This window comes from Chitinophaga filiformis (assembly GCF_900102545.1).
Classification (GTDB): domain Bacteria; phylum Bacteroidota; class Bacteroidia; order Chitinophagales; family Chitinophagaceae; genus Chitinophaga; species Chitinophaga filiformis.
On the sequence record NZ_FNBN01000003.1, the window covers coordinates 219,330 to 236,871 of the forward strand.

Annotated in this window: 12 protein-coding genes and 1 other RNA gene; 10 read left to right on the top strand and 3 right to left on the bottom strand. The window is 43.6% G+C overall.

The window, feature by feature from the left end; all coding sequences use genetic code 11:
- Positions 1–189: 189 nt before the first annotated feature.
- On the bottom strand, positions 190–462 hold the full coding sequence (gene rpmA / locus BLR32_RS13295; protein ID WP_089832517.1) for a 50S ribosomal protein L27: 273 nt from the start codon (positions 460–462) through the stop codon (positions 190–192).
- Between the two features lie 36 nt (positions 463–498).
- Complete coding sequence (gene rplU / locus BLR32_RS13300; RefSeq protein ID WP_089832519.1) at positions 499–801, bottom strand: 50S ribosomal protein L21; 303 nt, start codon at positions 799–801, stop codon at positions 499–501.
- Between the two features lie 311 nt (positions 802–1,112).
- Here rplU and BLR32_RS13305 point away from each other — a divergent pair, with 311 nt between their 5' ends.
- The 10 genes from BLR32_RS13305 (at position 1,113) to BLR32_RS13350 (ending at position 16,237) form a co-directional block, all read left to right on the top strand.
- On the top strand, positions 1,113–2,606 hold the full coding sequence (locus tag BLR32_RS13305) for a GH3 auxin-responsive promoter family protein (RefSeq protein WP_089832521.1): 1,494 nt from the start codon (positions 1,113–1,115) through the stop codon (positions 2,604–2,606).
- Between the two features lie 101 nt (positions 2,607–2,707).
- Entirely contained in the window at positions 2,708–3,874 is a 1,167-nt protein-coding gene (locus BLR32_RS13310; RefSeq protein WP_089832523.1) for a 1-deoxy-D-xylulose-5-phosphate reductoisomerase, read from the top strand.
- A gap of 94 nt (positions 3,875–3,968) precedes the next feature.
- Positions 3,969–5,303 (top strand): RIP metalloprotease RseP, encoded by a 1,335-nt coding sequence (rseP, locus tag BLR32_RS13315; RefSeq protein ID WP_089832525.1) that lies wholly within the window; start codon positions 3,969–3,971, stop codon positions 5,301–5,303.
- Between the two features lie 364 nt (positions 5,304–5,667).
- Positions 5,668–6,044, top strand: a transfer-messenger RNA (tmRNA) gene (ssrA, locus tag BLR32_RS13320).
- Positions 6,045–6,066: 22 nt separating this feature from the next.
- Complete coding sequence (locus BLR32_RS13325; protein ID WP_245705420.1) at positions 6,067–7,167, top strand: PDDEXK nuclease domain-containing protein; 1,101 nt, start codon at positions 6,067–6,069, stop codon at positions 7,165–7,167.
- Between the two features lie 266 nt (positions 7,168–7,433).
- The gene (locus BLR32_RS13330) at positions 7,434–7,958 is read left to right on the top strand and encodes a hypothetical protein (protein ID WP_089832527.1); all 525 of its coding nucleotides are present in this window, start codon (positions 7,434–7,436) and stop codon (positions 7,956–7,958) included.
- A gap of 789 nt (positions 7,959–8,747) precedes the next feature.
- Positions 8,748–11,177 (top strand): type I restriction-modification system subunit M, encoded by a 2,430-nt coding sequence (locus tag BLR32_RS13335; RefSeq protein ID WP_089832529.1) that lies wholly within the window; start codon positions 8,748–8,750, stop codon positions 11,175–11,177.
- A complete protein-coding gene (locus tag BLR32_RS13340; RefSeq protein WP_089832531.1) occupies positions 11,168–12,439 on the top strand; it encodes a restriction endonuclease subunit S in 1,272 nt (423 codons plus the stop codon). The genes BLR32_RS13335 and BLR32_RS13340 overlap by 10 nt, the downstream gene beginning before the upstream one ends.
- The gene (locus tag BLR32_RS13345; RefSeq protein WP_089832533.1) at positions 12,417–15,521 is read left to right on the top strand and encodes a type I restriction endonuclease subunit R; all 3,105 of its coding nucleotides are present in this window, start codon (positions 12,417–12,419) and stop codon (positions 15,519–15,521) included. The genes BLR32_RS13340 and BLR32_RS13345 overlap by 23 nt, the downstream gene beginning before the upstream one ends.
- A complete protein-coding gene (locus tag BLR32_RS13350) occupies positions 15,518–16,237 on the top strand; it encodes a M48 family metallopeptidase (RefSeq protein ID WP_089832535.1) in 720 nt (239 codons plus the stop codon). Before BLR32_RS13345 ends, BLR32_RS13350 begins: the two co-directional genes overlap by 4 nt.
- 54 nt (positions 16,238–16,291) lie before the next feature.
- On the opposite strand, the gene BLR32_RS13355 is transcribed toward BLR32_RS13350, so the two are convergent.
- Positions 16,292–17,539, bottom strand: coding sequence for an McrC family protein (locus BLR32_RS13355; RefSeq protein WP_089832537.1), 1,248 nt, complete (start codon positions 17,537–17,539; stop codon positions 16,292–16,294).
- Positions 17,540–17,542: the final 3 nt, after the last annotated feature.

Genomic DNA, 17,542 nt, shown 5'->3' on the forward strand with positions numbered 1-17,542 from the left:
GGAGCAGCTTTCTTAGCAGCGGCTTTTTTAGGAGCAGCTTTCTTAGCAGCAGCTTTTTTCTTAGGAGCAGCCTTTTTAGCAGCAGCTTTTTTAGCCGCTTTCTTAATTGTTGCCATTGTTTTTTGAATTTTGGGTTAGTAATTAAAATTGGGTATTAAAAAAAACTTTATGGCAAACACTGTTCCAGACTTACGCCTGGGCAGTGGTGTCAAGTGATTTTACGGAAACGATGGTTCTATTATCACGTCCCTTTCTGAATTCCACAACACCATCAGCTACAGCGAAAATGGTAAAATCTCTACCAATTCCTACATTCTGTCCAGGATGATAAACGGTACCGCGCTGGCGAATAATAATGTTGCCAGATACGGCTGCCTGACCACCAAATATTTTTACTCCCAGCCTTTTGCTCTGGGAATCACGGCCGTTCTTAACGCTACCTTCACCTTTTTTATGTGCCATTTCTTATGTAAGGTTTAAAACTTTATCAATTAATAATTAAGCAATCTCGTTGATCCGGATCTTCGTAAAGTGTGTACGGTGACCAACTTTCTTTCTGAAACCTTTTCTGCGTTTCATTTTGAAAGCAATTACCTTATCACCCTGAACGTGGCTCAGGATCTCTGCTTTAACCACTGATTTTACATCAGTACCAACGGTCAGCTGGCCGCCATTATCTATTAACAGCACTTCAGAGAACTGCACTTTATCTCCAATATTTCCCTGCAACTGCTGTACAAAGATTTCCTGGTCTTTTTGTACTTTGAATTGCTGACCTGCGATTTTTACAACTGCAAACATAGTTATCCAAAAATAATTTCCTGCAAAAGTAGGATTTGTTTTCTAATTGACAAAGTTTTCTCAGCTTTTTGCTATCAGCCTGTAAACAGACTGATTCCGCTGAGAATTACAATTTATATTTTCAAAGATACATACTTTATTTTAATATAGTTGATTGTAATCACTATATATACTACTGTTTTCGCTGATAAATCCAGCCTCCGGGAGCTGCGCCACATACTCACAAATACCTGTGAACCCTTGCAATATGGGCTTTTATAACAATTTTTATTTTATACATTTGTCCTTTCACTTATCCTAAAATAAAAGGCATGAAGCTTAAATCACTGCTTGCCAAACCATTTGCTTCCATCATAGCCAACAAGATCAGGAAGGAAATGCAACGGGCGGTAGAAGACCAGGAGGCAATTCTGGAGGAGTTGATAAAAACAGGCAGGAAGACCGAGTTTGGAAAAGATCATCATTTCGACAATATCAATAATTACAATGATTTCAAACAGGCAGTACCTGTCAGGGATTACGAGCAGTTCAAGCCCTATATTAATAAAATAAAGGACGGTAAACAGAACGTATTATGGAAAGGACAGCCTATTTACCTGGCTAAGACTTCCGGTACAACGAGTGGTGTAAAGTACATTCCTATTACAAAAGACTCTGTTTCCAATCATATAGATACAGCCCGCAATGCGTTGCTGATGTATATGGCGGAAACCGGGAAAACTGAGTTTGCCAGCGGAAAGCTCATTTTCCTGTCCGGCTCTCCCGTGCTGGAAAGAGTAGGAGGCATTCCTTATGGTCGCCTGAGTGGTATTGTGAACCATCACGTACCCCGTTATCTGCGCACCAATCAGCTGCCTTCATATGAAACTAATTGTATAGAAGACTGGGAAACCAAGTTGGATAAGATTGTCGACGAAACCATTGATCAGGATATGACGCTGATCAGCGGCATCCCACCATGGATGCAGATGTATTTTGACAGGCTGATTGAAAGAAGCGGAAAACCGGTAGGGGAGCTGTTCAAGAACCTGGACGTACTGGTATATGGCGGTGTGAACTTTGAACCTTACCGCGCAAAACTGTTGGCTTCCGTTGGTCGCCCGATCAATACAATTGAGACTTTCCCGGCATCTGAGGGCTTCTTCGCATTCCAGGATACACAGGAACATAAAGGATTATTGCTGAATACCAACTCAGGTATCTTCTATGAATTTATTCCTGCGAATGAAATATTTGATCCGAATCCTACCCGTTTATCTCTCAGGGATGTACAGGTAGGCGTGAACTATGCGCTGGTAGTAAGTACCAACGCGGGTTTGTGGGGATACAATATCGGTGATACCGTGAAGTTTGTATCCACTAATCCTTATCGTTTGCTGGTAACAGGCCGTATCAAACACTTTATTTCCGCGTTCGGAGAGCATGTGATCGGAGAGGAAGTAGAGTATAGCCTGATGAAGGCCGCAAAGGAAGAAAATGTGCATATCACAGAGTTTACCGTGGCTCCAATGGTAGCGCCGCAGGACGGACTGCCTTATCACGAGTGGTTTGTGGAATTTGAAAATCCGCCTGCCGACCTGGCTGCTTTTTCGAAAAAAGTAGACGGATACATGCAGGAAAAGAATATTTATTATAATGATCTGTTGACAGGAAATATCCTGCAACCCCTGAAGATCAGATCGGTGCGCAAGCATGGTTTTATTGATTATATGAAGTCTGTAGGTAAACTTGGTGGACAGAATAAGGTACCCCGTTTAAGTAATGACAGATCATTAGCAGATGAATTGAGCAAGTTCCTTCAGTAAGAACTTTTTGCCGGGAATTAGTAATGAAGAATAAGAGGATAGTACTCCTTCCTCTTAAATCCGACATCCCTAATTCTCTTATTTCCCTTATTATTGCATCAATGAGTAAGAAGAACATAGCCATATTTGGCTCCACAGGATCTATTGGCATCCAGGCACTGGAGGTGATTGAAGCACATCCTGACAAGTTCAGTGTGGAAGTATTGACCGGCGGACAGAACGCCGCACTGTTAATTGAACAGGCTCTGAAGTTTCGTCCGAACGCCGTTGTGATAGCCGATGACACACAATATGAGAAGGTTAAGGAAGCACTATTCGATAAAGGGATAAAGGTATTCGCGGGCGCCAAAGCGATGGTAGAAGTGGCTGCCTGGAGTAATATAGATATGATGTTGGCTGCTGTAATGGGGTTTGCCGGTCTGGCGCCTACCCTGGCAGCTATTGAACAAGGTACACCTATTGCCTTGGCCAACAAGGAAACCCTGGTGGTAGCCGGAGATATCGTAATGGCAGCTGCTGCCAGGAGAAACGTGCCGATAATCCCTGTAGATTCTGAGCATTCCGCTATTTTCCAATGTCTGCTGGGTGAGTCGCTCAGCAAAGTGGACAAGGTGATCCTGACCGCTTCCGGCGGACCTTTCCTTGGTAAGAAACCTAACTTCCTCATCAACGTGAAGAAAGATCATGCGCTCCAGCATCCTAACTGGAGAATGGGCGCCAAGATCACGATCGACTGTGCAACCCTCATGAATAAAGGTCTGGAGATGATCGAGGCCCGCTGGTTGTTCAATCTGCCACCAGATAAGATCGAAGTAGTGATACATCCTCAGTCAATTATCCACTCTATGGTAGAGTTTATTGACGGATCGGTGAAAGCGCAGCTGGGTGTGCCTGACATGAAATTACCTATACAATTGGCTTTAGGATTTCCAGAGAGATTAGCCAACGATTTCCCAAAATTCTCTTTCAAGAATAATCCTACGCTAACATTCGAACAGCCTGATACCAAGACTTTCCGCAACCTTGCCATCGCTATTGAGGCGATGCACAAAGGCGGAAATGCTGCCTGTGTAATGAATGCTGCCAACGAAGAAGTAGTACATGCCTTCCTGAAGAACAGGATTGGTTTCCTGCAAATGACAGAGGTGATCGAAGAGATTATGGTGAAGGTGCCATTCGTTGAAAAACCCACATTGCACGACTACTATGAAAGCGACCAGGCTGCCAGAGAATACGCGAATTCTATGATCAATGCGATCGTAATTTAATATTACATTAACGCTGTACTGCAGTTGAACCGCCTATATTTGTCGGACATCTATAGATTATTAACATTATATATTTACTGTCAGATTCATCTACATGACCACACAAGAAATATTGGTAAAGGCCGGGCAGTTAATACTGTCACTCTCAATACTGGTAGTATTACATGAGCTTGGGCACTTTATCCCTGCCAAGCTTTTTAAAGCAAGGGTTGAAAAATTCTATCTGTTCTTTGATCCCTGGTTTTCCCTGTTTAAGAAGAAGAAAGGAGACACAGAATATGGTATAGGTTGGTTACCCCTCGGTGGATATGTGAAAATATCCGGTATGGTGGATGAGAGCATGGACCGTGAGCAGATGGCCAAACCACCCCAACCCTGGGAATTCCGCTCCAAACCAGCCTGGCAGCGTCTGATCATTATGATAGGTGGTGTGACTGTCAACCTGATACTCGGTTTCCTGATATACGCCATGATGCTCTGGCATTGGGGCGAAAGCTACCTGCCTACCAAGAACCTGACCTACGGTATAGCCGTAGATTCCCTGGCAAGCAGCATTGGTTTACGCGACGGAGATATGGTCCTGTCTGTTAACCATCAGCCTGTTGAAAACTTCAAAGCCATCCCTGCCGAGATCATCCTTCGTGAAGCTACCAGCATACAGGTTTCACGCGATGGTAAACCGCTGGATATCAAAATCCCTTCTGGTTTCATCCGTGAAATGATCAAAAAGAAAGGTACTTTGATGGAGGTACGTGTTCCCTTCACTGTAGATAGCGTGTTACCGAAATCTGCCGCTGAAAAAGCTGGTATTCGTAAAGGCGATAAGACTTTGACTGTCAATGGTCAGCCTGGTTATTATTTCCATGAATTCAAAAAAGCTTTACAGGCATATAAGAACAAAACTGTTCCGGTACAGGTATTACGCAACGGAGACACACTTCAGTTATTCGCCCATGTACCAGAGACAGGTATGTTAGGTATGGCTCCAGCCAGTCCGGACAAGGATTTCAAACTGGCTACCCGTGAGTACACTTTCTTTGAGGCAATCCCTGCAGGTTTTTCCAAATGTATCAGTACGCTGGTGAAATATGTGCAGCAGTTGCGCCTGATCTTCGTATCCAAAGAAGTAAAGGCGAATGAGTCATTAGGAGGTTTTATCAGCATCGGTAACCTGTTCCCTGCTCATTGGGACTGGATCGCCTTCTGGGAAATGACAGCTTTGCTGTCTATCATCCTGGCATTTATGAATATCCTGCCGATTCCGGCCCTGGATGGTGGTCACGTACTCTTCCTGCTGTACGAGATCATTACAGGTCGTAAGCCTAGTGAGAAGTTCCTGGAATATGCGCAGATTGTGGGTATGGTTATCCTGTTTGGCTTGCTGATATATGCGAATGGACTGGATATATGGAGGAGTTTATTTAAATAGCTGATAATCAGTTTGAGTATTGAAAAAGAGGCCTTTCATGGCCTCTTTTTTTATGTGGTGAATTTGCTTCACGGCGTTATTGGCAAAATGTTGTTGTTTGTTCGTACATAAAGTACATTGGCTTGTTCCAGGTCCAACTTAAAGGCATGTATGCGCCGTATATAAGCCATGTATACGCCATATTTAAGGCGTACTTTACTTTCTTTATGTCCACGTATAAGGCATATATACGGCATTTTTAAGGCATGTATAAAGCGTACCTGGCCCTATTGAATACAAATATCGGTCAATTCTCCTGCATTAGCCCTTACTGTGATGGAATTTCGTTAGAATGTTGTACCTTTGTAAGCTGCGAAAGCAAACTGGGGTCGCCTGGTTTTGACAGCATAGATCTTTGAGAGTGTAAGCATGTCGTGCGTTGTATAATTAGCACGTAAATCTGAATATACAACCTTTAAATGGCGAATCTAACTACGCCATGGCTGCCTAATCAGCGATTAGCGCACCCATTTTGGCCGCCGCAAGTTCCCGTCTGCTAGAACTGCCGCCGCCTAAATCAAAACCTTAGCGGAATAGGTACTTATGGTTTCCGTGAGTGGGTACCGAAATAACAACGGATAAGGACCAGGCTGGTTAGTTGCGCCCCTGGCAAGGTTCCGACACACTAATGCGCAAATAAACATGTAGAAAGCTTTCGGCGAATATGTTTGGACGCGGGTTCGATTCCCGCCGACTCCACAGAATAGATTTCAATCTGTAAAAATTGAAAGCCATCTTCCCAGGATGGCTTTTTTTATTCGATAAATTGTTTATCTCCAATAAATTAACCAATCCAGGAAGGGCACTTAAGTTTATGAGACTGCATACATCGTTGATAAATGAAATTAAAGTGCTGATCTCCCAAAGTAGGGAACAGGCTGTTCGTGCTGTGGATCATGCCCGGGTGCTGATGTACTGGAATATAGGCAAGCGTATTTTTGAAGAAGAGCAGGCCGGTAAAGAACGGGCTGAATATGGATCGTATCTTCTTAAATCATTATCAGAAGCCTTACAACCGGAATTTGGAAGTGGTTTTTCGGTACGTCAGTTGGAACGATACAGGCAATTTTACAGAATGTATCCAAATACGTCCGCACTGCGGACGCAATTCGCATGGACACATTATAAGCTGCTGATATCAATTGATAATGAGAAAAAAAGGGAATACTACCAATTAGAAGCAGCAAATAATAATTGGACCGCTCGTCAACTGGAGCGGCAAATTAACTCCCAGTTGTATGAAAGACTTCTCTTGAGCAATGATAAAGAAAGCGTATTGGCTGTAGCGCGTAGAGAAAAAATGCCATTAAGTCCAAGCGAGATCATTAAAGATCCGATGATATTAGAATTCCTGGGTTTAAAACGCGAAGCCGCCTATTACGAAAAGGATTTGGAATTGGCGCTGATTACTCACCTTCAGGACTTCCTGTTGGAACTAGGAAATGGTTTTTCATTTGTTGCCCGTCAAAAGCGTATGCATATAGAGGGGGATGAGTTTTTTGTTGATCTCGTATTTTATAACCGGTTATTACAAAGCTTTGTGTTGTTTGAAATCAAAACCCATAAACTTACGCATCAGGATTTAGGGCAACTGCAGATGTACGTGAACTATTATGATCGTTTTGAAAAGCAGGATTTTGAAAATCCTACTATTGGGGTGTTGCTATGTGCTGATAAAAACGATGCTATGGTAAAAATAACTCTCCCGGAAGATAATAAGTCGATTGTGGCGAGTAAATATCAGCTATACCTGCCTACGGAGCAGCAGTTATTGGATGAGTTGAAAAGTGAATTGGATAAGTTGAAGGAGAGTGATAATAGTTAGAAGATCCTAAAAATGTATTGTATTAATGCAACAACCATTAGATAATGGTCATTCTGTTTTAACTTTCCAACGAACTTGTCGTGACAAGAATACAGTACCGTTGGCCTGACTTGATGAACAAGCAGTACCTTGGAGTAGAGTGGACAGGTAGATCATGTCGCCATCCAAGATCATTTTGGGGGGCGTCAGCATTTTTTTTTGATAACTGGCGCAGGCAATGGTTTCCGGAAAAAAAGATGGAAGTAGGTTCTTGATAAATATTCTATATGGATCTGATATTTGAAATGCTTATTCCTTCCGGCATAGACGTTCCCGGCATCACATTCAGAGAGCCTTTCTATGAGTGGCAGGGGGAAAGATATCCTCAGGGACCGCCAGAGACTAGCTTTGGTTCAAATTTTAAACTCGTTTACGGGCAAATACCTGACTTTGTAAAAAATAAAATACCTGTTGCATATGCCTCCGTTGACTGGCAGTGCATTTGCGTGAAAGGTTCCGGACTGGATTTGTACGGACATAAGCTCTGGATGGATCTCCCTGAAGATGAAGAACCCGAAGATCCCGAAGAAGAGCATTTTACCTTAAGGGACCTGCTGCATACAATCTGTACACGTCGCAAATGGATTATTGTAATTGATATCGATGAGGCATTTGAAGTCATGCCATCAGGCGGCCTTTCAGATGTAATAACAGCTTTGAATGGTGTTATAATAGGAGAAATAGAGGGTAAAGGATTCCTGATCTGTGGAGAAGGTAGTGAACTTTGTCTGACTATCTCCGAAAATCCCTGATACTGAAAGGTCAGATAATTAGCATTGTGCTGATTGGCTGCGCCTCGCTCTTCATCATCATAAGCAGTACGTACCACCGCAACAAGCGTTAAACACACCAGCGCCGATGCCGGTTTATTCTATGCCCCCGAGGAAAGCCTGGAACTACAATTCGTCGACGGGATGGGCGCGCCGGCCAGCATGAAAATGGACAGTCTGCGTCTGTGGGAGAGAAGTGGGCGTCATCTGAACGAAGCCTTATACTATCAACATTGCACCCTATTTGCAGAAGGGTAACAACCATATCGAGCTGCCGGTCACTAACTGCTGGATTAGCCGTCTCATTGGTGATGAGCGGAATAGTACGCAACAACGATATACTTTTTCTACATACAAACATTACAGCGCCGGGAATTCAACAGTGCCGTCGGGATTGGTTGGGAGGGTATGGTAGGTGTTTTCAAAATAGTTACCTTTTTTGTGCTTTTTGGTTTTTTTTGTCAATTTATTTTCTTTCCAAACATCAATTCTAACTTAAATTTGATGCCGCATAACGCTGTATCTAGCTCACGATAGAATGAAATGCTACAAAATGAATAGTCAACGAATAAGATAGGACGTTTTCAAGGACTTATTTAGCTTAACAAATAATACAGCAAAAGATGGACGATAGAAATGCAACAGTTTACTATATTTAAATTATAGTTTTGTTATAAGTGTTGGTGTGTGAAACTCCGCCTTTCGGCAATATTTGAACGGTTATTATCATACTATTACACTAGTTAAACCAGTTAGACCAATTACAGCAAAATGCCAATAAAAAAATCCGAGCTCTATAGCTCCATTTGGGCGAGTTGCGATGAACTTCGCGGCGGCATGGATGCCAGTCAATACAAAGACTACGTATTATTCATGCTCTTTATTAAGTACGTATCCGATAAATACGCAAATTCTGACGATTTCGCACCACCGGTAACTATTCCTAAAGGCGCGAGCTTTAAAGATATGCTGTTACTGCGTGGTAAGGACGATATCGGTGATAAGATCAATACGCAAATTATCCAGCCACTGATTGACAGCAATTCCAGGTTGTCAAGAAGTGACTTCCCCGACTTCAACGATCCAAATAAGCTTGGAGAAGGAAAGGCCATGGTTGACCGCCTTACTAATCTGATCAACATTTTCAACAGCCCTTCGCTTGATTTCTCTAAGAATCGGGCTGATCACGACGATATTCTGGGTGACGCCTATGAATACCTTATGCAACATTTCGCGCAGGAGAGTGGTAAAAGCAAGGGGCAATTTTATACACCTGCAGAAGTGAGTCGCATCCTGGCCAAGGTAATCGGCATCAGCCCTAAAAATTCAGTGGCTGCTACTACGGCTTACGACCCTACCTGTGGATCGGGTTCGTTGCTACTGAAAGTGGCAGCAGAAGCGGGCAAACACATTACGCTCGAAGGACAGGAGAAGGATGTGACTACCTCCGGTCTGGCACGTATGAACATGATCCTGCACGATTTTCCTACAGCCAATATCATGGCAGGTAATACGCTGGCCAATCCGAAGTTCAAAGACGGGGATAACCTGCGTACCTATGATTATGTGGTAGCAAATCCGCCGTTTTCTGACAAGACCTGGAGCGCGGGAATCACACCTTCTGAAGATCCCTTTAATCGTTTTGCATGGGGTGAACCGCCGACCAAGCAGGGTGACTATGCTTATCTGCTGCACATCGTTCGTTCCATGAAGTCCACCGGAAAGGCAGCCTGCATCCTGCCACATGGTGTATTATTCCGTGGCAATGCAGAAGCGGCAATTCGCAAACAACTTATCCGTTCGGGAATACTCAAAGGCATCATCGGTTTACCAGCCAACTTGTTTTATGGTACCGGTATTCCTGCTTGCATCCTGGTGTTGGACAAAGAAAACGCCTCTGCCAGCAAAGGCATTTTCATGATTGATGCCTCCAAAGGCTTTATGAAAGACGGCAACAAGAATCGCTTACGTGAGCAGGATATTCATAAGATTGTGGACACCTTTAAAAAGCTGGAGACCATCGAAAAGTTCTCCCGTATGGTATCGCTCGAAGAAATTGCTGACCCAAAGAACGATTACAATCTCAACATCCCGCGTTATATCGATACCACTGAGCCGGAAGATATTCAGGATATAGATGCACATCTGAACGGTGGCATCCCGCAGCGCGATATCGATGATATGAAACACTACTGGGATATACTACCTGGATTAAAGAACACACTTTTTGAAGAAGGTCGTAGCGGTTATCTAAATGCACGTTTGCATGCGCGGGATATCCGCAGCACTATTCAACAAAACAAGGAATTTTTAACACTAAAGGAAAATAATAAGAGCATTTTTGAAGGCTGGAAAAAGAAAGCCCTGCCGGAACTGAATGGATTTGACAAGGGTGCTCATCCTAAAGATTTGATCTATTCACTCTCAGAAAGCCTTCTTGACGATTTCCGCAAGGCAAAGCTTATCAACGCTTATGAGGTGTATCAACATCTGATGGATTATTGGAATGAGAATATGCAGGACGATGCTTACCTTATTGCAGCCGATGGCTGGAAAGCGGAAACCCGCCGCGTAGTCGAGGAAGTAAAAGCTGGCAAAGATAAGGGCAAGCAAAAAGACAAGGGCTGGACCTGTGATCTTATTCCGAAGGCATTGTTGGTATCGAAGTATTTTGCCAAAGAACAGGAAGCCTTGGACACCAAGCAGGTAGAACTGGAAACAACGCAGGCCTCCCTGACAGAGCTGGAAGAGGAGCATGCCGGAGAAGATGGTGCTTTTGCCGAACTCGAGAAAATCAACAAAGCAGAGATCAGTAAGCGGTTGAAGGAGATAAATGGAATTAAAGATTATAAAGCGGAGGAAAAAATTCTGAACCAATGGCTAAAGTTAGACGCACAGCAAAGCACACTGAAGGCCGAAATAAAGAAGCTTGATGAAGCGCTGGATAAACTTGCTTATGAGAAATACCCTAAGCTCACGGAGGACGAAGTGTGCTCCATAGTCATCAATGATAAATGGCTGCCAACTATTGAAGCCAGTGTGCAAACTGAAATGAACCGCCTGAGCCAGCAACTCACAGAGCGCCTGAAAGAGTTAATAGAGCGCTACGAAACATCGCTGCCGCAAATTCAACTGGCGTTGACCGAAGCCGAAGAAAAAGTAAAGTCTCACCTGGAAAAAATGGGGTTCGCATGGATATGAAGAATGGTCTCAAAATGACGGAATTGGGATTAGTGCCAGAAGATTGGGAAATCGAATATCTGAGTAATTGCTGTTCAAAAATTACCGATGGCACTCATGACACACCAAAACCTGTTGCATATGGAATTCCGTTCCTGACAGCAGTTCACATAAAAGAGAACCGAATAGATTTTAATAATTGCTATTATTTGCCCGTTCCTGTTCATGAGGCGATATTCAAAAGATGCAATCCGGAAAAAAATGATGTACTGATGGTGAATATCGGAGCTGGTGTTGCAACAACAGCTCTTGTTGAAGTTGATTATGAGTTCAGCTTAAAAAATGTCGCCCTCCTCAAACCCAATGCGGCCAAATTGACCGGATCATTTCTGAATTATTGGCAAGTCTTTTATAAAAAAAACATCGTCAGCTCTATAATTGGTGGGGGGGCACAACCATTTTTATCATTAAGTCAAATTGGAAAGTTAAAAATTCCACTACCTGCAATCCCAGAACAAGCCGCCATTGCCACGGCCCTGTCCGATATGGATGCGTTGATCACCCAGACCGAAAAGCTCATCGAAAAAAAGAAAGCGATCAAAAAAGGCATGATGCAGCGACTGCTTTCGCCTTATGATGCAGAGGGGAAGATGAAGATCGGGTGGGAAATTCTTCAACTCGGCGAAGTAATAAAAATTAGTAGAGGTGGGTCACCTAGACCGATACAAAATTATTTAACTGCTGATCCAAGTGGAATTAATTGGATTAAAATTGGTGATACGAGTATAAAGGAAAAATTCATCACATCTGCGCAAGAAAAAATAATTACAGAAGGAATATACCAGTCTCGCCAAGTCTTCGTTGGTGATTTCCTCTTATCGAATTCGATGAGTTTTGGAAGACCTTATATTCTAAAAATTGAGGGATGTATTCATGACGGATGGTTAGTACTTCAAGAATATCAAAATACATTCGATAGTGACTACCTGTACTATCTATTAAGCTCAAACTTTGTATTGAATCAGTATCGAAGTTTAGCTGCTGGTAGTAGTGTTTTAAACTTAAACAAAGAAATTGTTGGGAATGTTAAATTGTTTAAACCAAGATCATTTCAAGAGCAAACTTCTATTGCTAAGACATTGAATTCAATAGAGCATGAAATGAGTCATTTAAATGCTAGGCATGAAAAACTGCTATTTCTCAAACAATCCATGATGCAAACCCTACTTACCGGCAAAATCAGAATATATAAACCCGAACATGAACCAGCAACCCCGATCTGAACGAGATTCCCAAAACCGGGTAGTGAAGCAGCTTTTCACTCAAACGCTCGGTTATACTTATCTGGGTAATTGGGAGAAGCGTGACCATAACCGCAATATTGAAACGGATCTGCTCAAACAGAACCTACAGAAACGAGGTTACTCTGATGCGCAGATTTCCGCCGCTTTGCTGCAATTGGAAGTGGCTGCAGATGTCACCGGCACCACACTCTACCAGGCAAACATGCGCACTTATCATTTGTTGCGTTATCCCATCCGTGTCAAAACATCCGTAAGCAAACCTTACGAGGATGTGAACATCATTGACTGGGACAATCCGGCGAACAACGATTTCGGCATCGCCGAAGAAGTCACTCTCAAAGGTGGCTACCAACGCCGGCCGGATGTGGTGCTTTACCTCAACGGCATTGCTATTGGGGTAATTGAGTTCAAGCGCAGTTCGGTGGAGATCAACGACGGCATCCGCCAGCTCATTACCAACCAGGAGGATATCTTCAACGAAAAATTCTTTTCCACTGTGCAGCTGCTTTTCGCCGGCAGCGACTCCCAGGGCTTGCGATATGGTACCATTGGCAGCCCGGAGCAGTTTTTTGTGGAGTGGAAAGACAAAGATAGAAAGGGCAGTACTCTTTCCGGTGAATTGCTTGATGCACCATTGGCGCAGCTTTGCAATAAAGATACTATCCTTGATCTCATCCGAAATTGCGTCGTGTTTGATGCTGGGCAAAAGAAAGTACCGCGGCAGCATCAGTACAACGGCATTAAAGCTGCACGGGAACGTATCCGTCAACGCGAGGGTGGGGTAATCTGGCATACTCAGGGCAGTGGCAAAAGCATCCTGATGGTGTTGCTTGCGAAGTGGATCATGGAGCATGATGCCGACGCGAGGATTCTTATCGTCACCGATCGTGATGAACTCGATAAACAGATCGAAGGAGTGATGCGTAACGCAGGGGTATTACCTGAGGATGCACCCTCACCACGTATTACCTCAAGAGCAAGATTACTGGAGGCTATTGGCGCAACCACACCCCGATTGCTTTGTGCCCTTGTGCACAAGTTTGACACGACCGACCTGACCGGAGCTCTGCCGCCAGTTAGTGGAAAGTTCTATGTGTTTGTGGACGAATGCCACCGTACCCAGGGCGGCGACATGAATAAACAGATGAAGCGTTGGATGCAGCATGCTATTTTCATTGGCTTTACCGGTACGCCCTTGCTGCGCAACGACAAGCAGACCACCCGTGAGGTATTCGGAACGAACATTCACACCTATAAATTCCATGAGGCAGTTGAGGACGGTGTTGTACTCGACTTGAAATACGAAGCGAGAAAAGTACCCCAGCAACTCACCTCGCAAGCCGCTATTGATAAATGGTTTGATGCGAAGACCAAGCATCTCAACAACTTCCAGAAAGCCGTGGTGCGCAAGGCCTGGGCTAATATGGAGAAGCTGATGAGCGCCGGCGAACGCAAACTACGCATTATTGCCAGCATCATCGAAGATTTTACCCTGAAAAACCGTCTGAACAATAACCGCGGTACAGCAATCCTGGTGGCGGCTTCCATTTATGATGCCTGCCACTATTACCGGTTATTCCTGAATACCGACTTCGGACGCTTTATAGGTATTGTCACCTCATACGAACCTAATCATAATGCAATTTCGAGAGAACCAGCCAACAGTGACGAACGATACAAGTTTGACACATATACGAAATATGTATTGAGACCTGACCAAACCACTGGGAAATATGAGGAGGAGATTAAGAGAAAATTTAAGGAAGAACCAGCCAATTGTAAACTGCTGATCGTAGTGAGTAAGTTGCTCACAGGCTTTGATGCGCCTTCCTGTTCATATATCTACCTGGATAATGAACTGCACGATCATAACCTTTTCCAGGCCATCTGTCGAACAAACCGCCTCGATGGCGAGGATAAGGACTTCGGGTATATCGTAGATTTCAAGGAATTGTTCGGCAATTTGCAACAGGCCATTGCAGTATATACATCTGACGAACTGGATCTGGAAGGAGGTGGCGAAAAAGAGAATAATGTAGAGCTCAAACACTGGTTATTGGTTGCTCGGGAAAAACTAAATGCCGCCCGGGAAGGGCTCAATTATTTATGTGACCCAGTGGCTCAGCCCCGGGAAGTAGAGCAGTTTTTCGATTATTTTTGCGGAGATGCCTCCAATCCGCTTTCACTGAGCGAAACCGAGCCGCTGCGTATTGCATTCTATAAAGCAGTAGTAACTTATGTAAGAGCATACGGTGCTATTTCCCAGTGCATGAGTGAGGCAGGATACAGCGATAGTGAAATTGCAGACATTGAAGAGGAGATTGATTTTTATTCTGAAGTACGTCTTTCTATTAAGCGCTATTCAGGAGAGGAACTTGATGTTAAGCCGTTCGAAGCCGATATGCGTCATCTGATGAATACCTATATCAAGGCAGAACCTGCGGATCCACTGGGTATGGTGGATCAGTATTCGCTTGTCGATCTGATCATCCGCACCGGTATTCACGACGCCATAGCTCAGAAGTTAAATCAAAAAGGCAAACTATCACGTAACGCTATTGCTGAAGGCATCATCAATAACGTAAGGCAGACGATTATTCGCGAGCGCCTTACCGATCCGCGCTTCTACGAAGAAATGTCGAAATTGCTGGATGACCTCATACGGCAGAAACACGAGGAGACTGAAGATTACGAAGCGTTTTTGCGAAACGCCGAAGAGCTTGTAAAAAAGATGGCGCAAGGACAGGACACAGACGACGTTCCCGAAAACTTGCGAGGCAAACCAGAATCCATCGTGATATACAACAACCTTCCTAATATTCTCTCCACCAATGGAGTTAGCAACCAGGATGCAAAAAAACAGACAGTTCATGATGATAAATTAATACAACTTGCATTGGAAATTGATCGTGTAATGCGTGAAAGTGCACCTGCAGGTTGGCGAGGCGATGATATACGCGAGAAGCAGGTCTTGAATGCCTTATTTCCTGTGTTAAATAGGGACCGGGGAGCAACCAAAGCATTGTTCGATCTCCTCAAGAATATGAATGGCTACGAATGAGAGATGTGATTCAACTAGGAGATATCAGTATTGAAGTGGACAGGAAAGCGATAAAAAATGTACACCTGTCGGTACATCCTCCGGATGGAAGAGTGACCCTGTCAGCCCCTTTAAGCACGCGCCTGGAAGTGGCAAGGGCCTATGCGATCACTAAACTTGCCTGGATCAGAAAGCAGCAGGAAAAAATGAAGGAACAACTGCGGGAAACGCCCCGTCGATATGTTCAACGTGAATCACATTACCTCTGGGGAAGAAGATACTTATTGAATGTAGTGCATACAGAAGATAAAGCGCATGTAACGATTGATCATAAGCGCATCACGCTGCATGTGAAAACCGGAAGTAACAGAAACAAACGGGAAGCCGTTATGTATGAGTGGCAAAAATCATTGTTGCACGATTATATCCAGGAGATAATTCCCAAATGGGAGAAAATGCTAGGAGTAAAGGTGAACGCTTACTATGTGCAGCGAATGAAAACAAAATGGGGGAGCTGCAATCATCGTTCGGGCACTATCCGATTAAATACAGAACTGGTTAAAAAGCCAAAAGACCTTGTGGAATATGTGATCGTTCATGAAATGGCCCATTTGCTTTTTCCAAATCATGGCGAACATTATGTGGCACTGATGAACCGTTTTTATCCACGCTGGCGTGAAGCCAGAATGGAACTTAATGAGCTGCCGCTGAGCCACGTGGAATGGAAGATGCCGTAAAATTGTCAATTCTCTGATCACGCTACAACGTCTAAATAAATAAACAAGATCCTATTAAGCCCCCAACACCCATTGTAACACCTGGGTTCCTATTTCCGTCTGCCACTTACTGATATCGGTAATCACCTTTATACCCATCACAGAACATTCTTTATCACTTAGTTGATGATGCTTATCATAGTAGATCCCTTTTTTAATGCCAAAATTCCCCGGATAAACCAACGCCACTTTTTGAGCATCATAAAATTCATGATACACATACAATTGTCTTAAGTCATCCGGAGATGGATTACTACCATTCAGATTCTTCCATTTTGTATCGAGTACAACACATTTATCCTGCTCTGGCCCATATTTGAAAACTATATCGGCCTTTATGCTCGACCGATAACCTGCCGCCGGTTTCCAAAAGTATTTTGATGCCTGCGCTATCACCCTATAGTCGGATAGTTGTTTTCTCAGATATGCCCGGATGCTGACGAAAACAAAACGTTCCCAAAGCATATTCATATCAAACATTAACGCCAGTACATGATTTTTCCCTGTCCTGACATCAGGATGATAGTTTAACAGTAATAAGCGCGCGATCTCGATAGCCTTCCGGTAATGTTCAGTTTTCCTGTTAAAGATTATTTTTTCGAACATTGCCTCAGTTACTCTGATGTCCGACTGTTCAGGAAAATGGAGTAGGAGGGAGCCCATTCTGCTGGTTAATGCGGTATTGGAGTTTAGCTGTTGTAGTAAAAGGATGGCTTTGTAAAGAATCTGGTGCAATGGATGCTGAACGTCGTATACTGTATGCCTCGTGAAAAATCGCTCTTTTCTTATCAGGTTCTTTTGAATCTGTTCACCAAACAGCAGGTTGCCCTTAAGAGAATTACAATTGCCATCTGCCTTTTTATATTTTTTTACCAGACCCAGATGTACTAAATGCTCTACTTCCTTAATGAATAATTCAAAATATAAGTCAAGTATTGAATTATGCTTGACGTTTAAAGTACTACTGCTGGGCGCTTCCACGTCAAACACGCCAACGGAGCGCAGCATGCCTATGAGCGCTTCACGCCATGCTGCTTTACTGTCTGTATGATCGGCCTTAGGTAGTACTTCTATGGTAGTTTTGCCTATCTGAATAACTCCAACATACTCACAGAACTTTACACAATTGTTGCCAAGGGAGAAATAAGGCACACCATTTTCTCCATGAAAATCCTGAAGTGCCTCTAATAAAGTCCTGTCATTATGTAGTTTCAGCGTGTCATGTTCAAAGACAGTGAGAATATTTTGCTTAGCAGTGGTCAAAGT